This is a genomic window from Pseudoroseomonas ludipueritiae (assembly GCF_014490445.1).
GTDB classification, from domain to species: Bacteria; Pseudomonadota; Alphaproteobacteria; order Acetobacterales; family Acetobacteraceae; genus Pseudoroseomonas; species Pseudoroseomonas ludipueritiae.
Genome location: NZ_JACTUZ010000197.1, coordinates 1 through 6840 on the forward strand (window position 1 = coordinate 1; position 6840 = coordinate 6840).

At 69.3% G+C, this 6840-nt stretch carries 8 protein-coding genes; 6 read left to right on the forward strand and 2 right to left on the reverse strand.

From position 1 onward, the window contains the following. The first annotated feature begins 178 nt into the window (after positions 1-178). The 6 genes from IBL25_RS23410 to ureG are packed head-to-tail and all read left to right on the forward strand — an operon-like array spanning position 179 to position 4347. Positions 179-481, forward strand: coding sequence for an urease subunit gamma (locus IBL25_RS23410; protein WP_187780888.1), 303 nt, complete (start codon positions 179-181; stop codon positions 479-481). Between the two features lie 12 nt (positions 482-493). Further along, entirely contained in the window at positions 494-799 is a 306-nt protein-coding gene (locus IBL25_RS23415) for an urease subunit beta (protein WP_187780889.1), read from the forward strand. 3 nt (positions 800-802) lie between these two features. Then, positions 803-2512: an urease subunit alpha gene (gene ureC / locus IBL25_RS23420; RefSeq protein ID WP_187780890.1), complete on the forward strand. Its 1710-nt coding sequence runs from the start codon at positions 803-805 to the stop codon at positions 2510-2512. 8 nt (positions 2513-2520) lie between these two features. Next, complete coding sequence (locus IBL25_RS23425) at positions 2521-3039, forward strand: urease accessory protein UreE (RefSeq protein ID WP_187780891.1); 519 nt, start codon at positions 2521-2523, stop codon at positions 3037-3039. Next, entirely contained in the window at positions 2960-3715 is a 756-nt protein-coding gene (locus tag IBL25_RS23430) for an urease accessory protein UreF (protein ID WP_456315883.1), read from the forward strand. The genes IBL25_RS23425 and IBL25_RS23430 overlap by 80 nt, the downstream gene beginning before the upstream one ends. After that, entirely contained in the window at positions 3712-4347 is a 636-nt protein-coding gene (gene ureG / locus IBL25_RS23435) for an urease accessory protein UreG (protein WP_187780892.1), read from the forward strand. Before IBL25_RS23430 ends, ureG begins: the two co-directional genes overlap by 4 nt. Positions 4348-4484: 137 nt before the next feature. On the opposite strand, the gene IBL25_RS23440 is transcribed toward ureG, so the two are convergent. Continuing rightward, the gene (locus tag IBL25_RS23440; RefSeq protein ID WP_202986868.1) at positions 4485-6107 is read right to left on the reverse strand and encodes an FAD-dependent oxidoreductase; all 1623 of its coding nucleotides are present in this window, start codon (positions 6105-6107) and stop codon (positions 4485-4487) included. 158 nt (positions 6108-6265) lie between these two features. Next, a partial coding sequence (locus tag IBL25_RS23445; RefSeq protein ID WP_187780893.1) for an anti-sigma factor occupies positions 6266-6840 on the reverse strand: 575 nt, incomplete at its 5' end.

Genomic DNA, 6840 nt, shown 5'->3' on the forward strand with positions numbered 1-6840 from the left:
CTGGCCCGCCCCGGCCTGCTGCTGGCGCGCTTCCTGGGCCCGGCGGGCGCGGTGCGGGATGCGCTTGCCGGCGCCATTCCGGTGCTGCGCGCCGGCGTGCTCAGCCTGCCCGCCCGCCTGCCGCGCTTGTGGACGAGTTGAGCGCGCCGGCGCCAGAATTGATCCGAAGGAGAGCCCCATGCATCTGACGCCGCGCGAAAAGGACAAGCTGCTGATTGCCATGGCGGCGGAGGTGGCGCGCAGGCGGCTCTCACGCGGGGTGAAGCTGAATCATCCCGAGGCCATCGCCTTAATTACCGATTACGTGGTGGAAGGCGCGCGCGACGGCCGCAGCGTGGCGGAACTGATGCGCGATGGCGCCACCGTGCTGGGCCGCGAGCAGGTGATGGACGGCATCCCGGAGATGATCCACGAGATCCAGGTGGAAGCCACCTTCCCCGACGGCACCAAGCTCGTCACCGTCCACAACCCGATCCGCTGAAGGAAGCGCCGCATGATTCCTGGTGAAGTCATCGTCGCGTCTGGTGAGATCGAACTGAACGCGGGGCGGGAGGCGGTGGAACTGGAAGTGGCCAATACCGGCGACCGGCCGATCCAGGTCGGCAGCCACTACCATTTCTCCGAGACCAACCCTGCGCTGCATTTCGACCGCGCGCAGGCGCGCGGGCGGCGGCTGGATATCGCCGCCGGCACCGCCATGCGCTTCGAGCCCGGGCAGAGCCGCCGGGTGCGTCTGGTGGAATACGGTGGGGACCGCATCGTGCACGGCTTCCGCGGCGAGACGGAAGGGAAGGCCTGAGCCATGGCAACGAGAATCTCCCGCACCGCCTATGCCGGCATGTATGGCCCCACCGTGGGCGACAAGCTGCGGCTGGCGGATACCGAGTTGTTCGCCGAAGTGGAGCGCGACCTCACCACCTATGGCGAGGAGGTGAAGTTCGGCGGCGGCAAGGTCATCCGCGACGGCATGGGGCAGAGCCAGCGCTCGCGCGAGCAGGGCGCGATGGATACCGTCATCACCAATGCGCTGATCATCGACCACTGGGGCATCGTCAAGGCCGATGTGGGGCTGAAGGACGGGCGCATCGCCGCCATCGGCAAGGCCGGCAACCCGGATACGCAGCCGGGCGTGGATATCGTCATCGGCCCGGGCACGGAGATCATCGCCTGCGAGGGGCGCATCCTGACCGCCGGCGGCATCGACCCGCATATCCACTTTATTTGTCCGCAGCAGATCGAGGAAGCGCTGGCCTCCGGCGTCACCACCATGTTCGGCGGCGGCACTGGCCCGGCGCATGGCACGCTGGCCACCACCGCCACCCCCGGCCCCTGGCACATGGCGCGGATGCTGCAGGCGGCGGAAAGCTTTCCGATGAACCTCGGCTTCCTCGGCAAGGGCAATGCGGCCCTGCCGGATGGGCTGGAGGAACAGATCCGCGCCGGTGCCTGTGGGCTGAAGCTGCACGAGGACTGGGGCACCACGCCCAAGGCCATCGACACCTGCCTGCGCGTGGCGGATGCATTCGATATCCAGATCGCCATCCATACCGACACGCTGAACGAGAGCGGCTTTGTCGAGGATACCATCAAAGCCATCGGCGGCCGCGCCATCCAGGCCTTTCATACCGAAGGCGCCGGCGGCGGCCATGCGCCGGATATCCTGCGCGTCATCGGTGAGCCGAATTTCCTGCCGAGTTCCACCAATCCGACCATGCCCTACACGGTAAATACCGTGGACGAGCATCTCGACATGCTGATGGTCTGCCACCACCTGGACCCGCGCATCGCCGAAGACGTGGCCTTCGCGGAATCCCGCATCCGCAAGGAAACCATCGCATCCGAGGATATCCTGCACGACCTCGGCGCCATTTCCATGATGTCCTCGGACAGTCAGGCGATGGGCCGCGTCGGCGAGGTGATCATCCGCACCTGGCAGACCGCGCATAAGATGAAGCAGCAGCGCGGCCGCCTGTCGGGCGAGACGGGCAACAACGACAACCTCCGCATCCGCCGCTTCATCAGCAAATACACGATCAACCCCGCCATCGCGCAGGGCATCAGCGAGCATGTCGGCAGCATCGAGGTCGGCAAGCTGGCGGATCTGGTGATGTGGTCTCCCGCCTTCTTCGGCGTGAAGCCGGAGATGGTGCTGAAATGCGGCACCATCGCCATGGCACCGATGGGCGACCCCAATGCCTCCATCCCGACGCCGCAGCCGGTGCATTACCGCCCGATGTTCGGCGGCTTCGGGCGGGCGATGCAGGCCAGTTCCGTCACCTTCGTCTCGGCCGCCTCGCTGGAGCGCGACCTCGCTGGCAGTCTTGGCCTGAATCGCCGCCTGCTGCCGGTGAAGAACACCCGCGATATCGGCAAGCGCGACATGGTGCTGAACGACGCGCTGCCGCGCATCGAGATCGACCCCGAGACCTACGAGGTCCGCGCCGATGGCGAATTGCTGATCTGCGAACCCGCCGCCGTGCTGCCCATGGCGCAACGCTATTTCCTGTTCTGAGCCCTGCCATGACCGAAAACACCCTTCCCCGCGCCACCCAGGTCCTGCCCGCCGGCCAGTGGCAGGCGCGCACCGCCAGGGACAGCATCACCGCCGGCTTCGACGACCGCCACCGCCGCCGAAAGCGTTACACCGGTGAGAAAGGCCTCAGCTTCTTGCTGGACCTTCCCGAAGCCGTGGCGCTGCGGGATGGCGACGGCCTGCTGCTGGAAGGCGGCGGCGTGGTGCTGGTGCGCGCGGCGCCGGAACCGTTGATCGAGGTGCGCGGCAGCAGCACGGAACACCTGCTGCGGCTGGCCTGGCATCTCGGCAACCGCCACCTGCCCGCCGAGATCAGCAGCGAGCGCATCCTGATCCGCGAGGACCATGTCATCCTGCGCATGTTGCAGGGCCTTGGCGCCACCGTGGCCAAGGTGGAAGCGACCTTCAACCCCGAAGGCGGCGCCTATGGCGAACACAACCGCCATACCGGCCACCGCCACGGCGAGTTGCACGACCATGGCGATGGCCATCTCCACGCCCACTGACACGGCGGCGCTGGCACGGCTGCTGAGCTGGCTTTCGCCCGCCTATCCCGTCGGCGCCTATACCTATAGCCACGGGCTGGAACGCGCGGTGGAGGATGGCGCGGTGCGCGACCGCGCGACGCTGGTGGATTACGTCACGGCGGTGCTGGAGGCCGGCGCCGGGCGCATCGACGGCGCCCTGCTGGCCGCCGCCCATGGTGCCGCCGCGGCCGGGGAGGACGCCGCGCTGGACACGGTCGCGGACCTCGCCGCCGCCTGGCGTGGCACCGCCGAGACGGCGCTGGAAACCATGGCCCAGGGCAGCGCCTTCCTGCGTGTCACCACCGTCGCCTGGCCGGATGCGCGGCTTTCCGCCTTCGCGCGACGGCACGGCAACAGCATCGCGCACCCGGTGGCGCTGGGTGCCGCCGCCGCCTGGCAGGATGTGCCACTGCGCGCCGCACTCTTCGGCTTTCTGGCCAGTTTCGCCGCCAATATCGTCTCGGCCGGCGTGCGGCTGGTGCCGCTGGGGCAGACAGATGGGCAGGTCGCCACCGCCGCCCTGCTGCCGGCCATCGAGGCTGCCACCGAAGCCGGCCTCACCGCCGATCTCGACCGCCTCGGCACAGCCGCCCCGGCGCTCGACCTTTTCTCCCTGCGTCACGAGACGCAATACACGAGGCTTTTCCGCTCATGAACGCTGTGTCCCGTGGCCCCTCGGCCAACGGCCCCTTCCGCGTCGGCATCGGCGGCCCCGTCGGCTCCGGCAAGACGGCGCTGACCGACCGGCTGTGCAAGCACCTGCGCGATGCGCACAACATCGCCGTCATCACCAACGACATCTACACGCGGGAGGATGCCGAGTTCCTCACCCGCTCCGGCGCGCTGGAGCCCAACCGCATCATCGGCGTCGAGACCGGCGGCTGCCCGCATACCGCCATCCGCGAGGATGCCTCCATCAACCTCGCCGCCGTGGATGAGATGAACAGCCGCTTTCCCGGCCTGGAAGTGCTGTTCATCGAAAGCGGCGGCGACAACCTGGCCGCCACCTTCAGCCCGGAGCTGGCGGACCTGACGATCTATGTCATCGACGTCTCGGCCGGCGACAAGATCCCGCGCAAGGGCGGGCCGGGCATCACGCGCTCCGACCTGCTGGTGATCAACAAGACCGACCTCGCGCCGCTGGTGGGCGCCGACCTTTCCGTGATGGACCGGGATTCGAAGAAGATGCGCGGGGAACGCCCCTTCATCTTCACCAATCTCAAGGCCAATCAGGGCGTGGCGGAGATCGCGGATTTCGTGCTGAAGGCGGGTGGGATCGTCGTGTAAGGAAGGCTGGGGAATGAATTCCCCAGACCCCTTCTTTTTTCTTCCAGTTCAAGCGCGCGCATTGGCAAGGCCGTACAACTCGAAACTCGAAGAAAGAAGATGGGGGGCCGGGGGAATTCATTCCCCCGGCTTTTGCGTCACGCCGCCACCGCCAGCGGCACCTGGGCACTCGCCAGGATATCATCCGCGATGCGCAGGCTCAGCGCCGCGATGGTCAGCGTGGGGTTCGCCCAGCCGGAGGTCGTGAAGAGCGAGCTTCCCGCCACATAGAGATTCGAGATCCCATGCACGCGCGCGCGGGCATCCGTCACCCCCCGGCGAGGGTCGGAGGACATGCGCGTGGTGCCCATGTGGTGGTAGCCGCCGATCGGGTGGGTGCTGACCAGCGGGTCCGTCTGCCACTGGCGGGGGGATTCGGCCAGCCAGGGGGCAGGGTCCACCTCGCCCAGGCCCAGGCGGCGGGCCTCGGCGCCCAGGGCGCGCACCAGCCCTTCCACGCTCCGCACGTCCAGTTCGGTCATGCGCCAGTCCAGCACCGGGCGCGGCAGGCCGGTGGCATCCCTCTCGGCCGAGAGGGTGACGCGGCTGTCGGGGTTGGGCGCCTGCTCCGCTCGCACCAGCAGGGCCAGTTCCAGCTTGCCCATGCGGTGCAGCAGCCAGGGCCGCAGTGGGTCGCTGACGGATTGGATATGCCGCACGGCGGATTTCACGCCCTTCCAGGCGGCGCGGCCGTGGCGGTTGGGCGCGATGTCGTGCTTGGCACGCATATAGAGCCGCATGCCCCAGTGCTGCGTGCCATGCGCCGGCGGGCGCGGCGCGATGGTGAGCGAAGTGTTCAGCAGCCCTTCCCGCCGTTGCAGCGCCTCCCCCGGCGCCACCAGGGGGGAGACGGTGTCGCCACCCAGGCGATGGTGGCCCGCGAAGGCGGCCAGCAGCGCCCAGGCCCTGGGGCTGCGGATGCGCCCGCCGCGCGCATGCGGGTGCTCCATGAAATAGCGGCCTACCTGGTCATAGGCATTGCCCAGGCCCATCGGCATGGTGGAGCGGGCGGCCAGCAGCAGCCGGGGATTCTCGATGCCGCCAGCGGCCAGGATGACGCTCTCGGCCGCCACGCGCAGCCGGGCGCCGGAAAGGCCGCGCGCCACCACGCCGGTCACCGCCCGCGCATCGGGCGTGGCCAGGATATCGGTGGCGGTGGCATGGGTGACGACGGTGCAGCGCGGGTGTTCCACCACGTCGCGGCAGCGGGCGAAGCTGAAGCGGTCCGATTGCCCGTCGAAGCACCAGAGCGGCAGGTGGATGCGGGCGGGGTCGAAATCCGGCAGGGGCACGCCGCCGGCGCGCAGTTCCGCCACCGTGGGGGCGCGGGGCGAAAGCCCGAAGGCGGCCCGCGCTTCCCGGTAATAGGGCGCCAGGGCCGCGGCCGTGATGGGCCAGCCGGAATGCGGCACCCAGTCCCGCTTCTCGAAGTCGATCGGGTCCAGCTCGGCGCAGCGGCCGCCCCAGATGGCGGTGGTGCCGCCAAAGAGCCGCAGCCGCGCGTGGTCCAGCTCGTAGTAATCCTCGCCGGCATTCCGGCCCGCGTTCAGGTCGGCCGTCGCGGCCTCGTAATCCAGCCCGCCGCTTTCCAGCAGCACCACGCTACGCCCTGCCGCCAGCAGGCGCCGCGCTGCGGTGATGCCGGCAACACCCGCGCCGATGATGCAGACCTCACCAGCCACATCGCAGGAGCCGCGGGCATCCAGGTCAAACCGCATCATTCACCACATCGATCTTGGCGGCCGGCGCCCGGAAGGTGCTGGCCGCGAATTTCCAAGGGCCGCGCCGGTGGTGACGCGACGCAAAGCCTACGGCGCCAAGGCCCTGCTTCTTCCACTCCCACGGTTTCTTGATCGCAGCGCCGCCCAGGGCGGCAGGCTCAGTGCGCCTCGGGGGCGATGCTGCTCATCATCAGGGCGGCGGCCTTCTGCAGCGCGGCGTCATCACCGTGGCCGATCAGCGCGGCGCCCAGCCCGTTCCGCCGCCAATAGGCCACGGAACGGTCCTCCCGGCGCAGCATGCGCAGCGGCAGCGGCCGCTCATGCCCCGCATGGGCCAGGTAGAGCGAGAGCGGGCCGGAGCCGGGCATGCGGAAGACCACCGCGACGCTGGGCCCGGCGGCGGAGGGATAGACCTGCACGTCCAGCACGCTCCAGTCCGGCGGAAAGTCCGGCAGTGCGATGGCGGTGTTGCGCAGGATCTCGTCCCGGTCGAATTGCGGTGCTTCCAGCTGCGAGGCCATGGCGGCGCGCAGCAGCGAGGTGCGGTGCGCCTGCATCGCCTCGGCCGTGAAGCGCGGCGGCAGGGCGGCGGCCTCGGTGGGGGAGACGCCCACGGAATCCACCTGCCAATGCACCAGCCAGCCCAGCCCGATGCAGGCCGCGACCAGCGCGCCGCGCTGCAGCCCGCGGCGCAGGTGGCCCATGCCGAGGCCGCGCTGCAACCGCCGCGCCG

Coding starts and splice junctions, on each gene's coding strand:
- IBL25_RS23425 (WP_187780891.1), top strand. CDS start 2,521: ATGACCGAAAACACCCTTCCCCGCGCCACCCAGGTCCTGCCCGCCGGC.
- IBL25_RS23430 (WP_456315883.1), top strand. CDS start 2,960: ATGGCGAACACAACCGCCATACCGGCCACCGCCACGGCGAGTTGCACG.
- IBL25_RS23415 (WP_187780889.1), top strand. CDS start 494: ATGATTCCTGGTGAAGTCATCGTCGCGTCTGGTGAGATCGAACTGAAC.
- ureG (WP_187780892.1), top strand. CDS start 3,712: ATGAACGCTGTGTCCCGTGGCCCCTCGGCCAACGGCCCCTTCCGCGTC.
- IBL25_RS23440 (WP_202986868.1), bottom strand. CDS start 6,107: ATGATGCGGTTTGACCTGGATGCCCGCGGCTCCTGCGATGTGGCTGGT.
- IBL25_RS23410 (WP_187780888.1), top strand. CDS start 179: ATGCATCTGACGCCGCGCGAAAAGGACAAGCTGCTGATTGCCATGGCG.
- ureC (WP_187780890.1), top strand. CDS start 803: ATGGCAACGAGAATCTCCCGCACCGCCTATGCCGGCATGTATGGCCCC.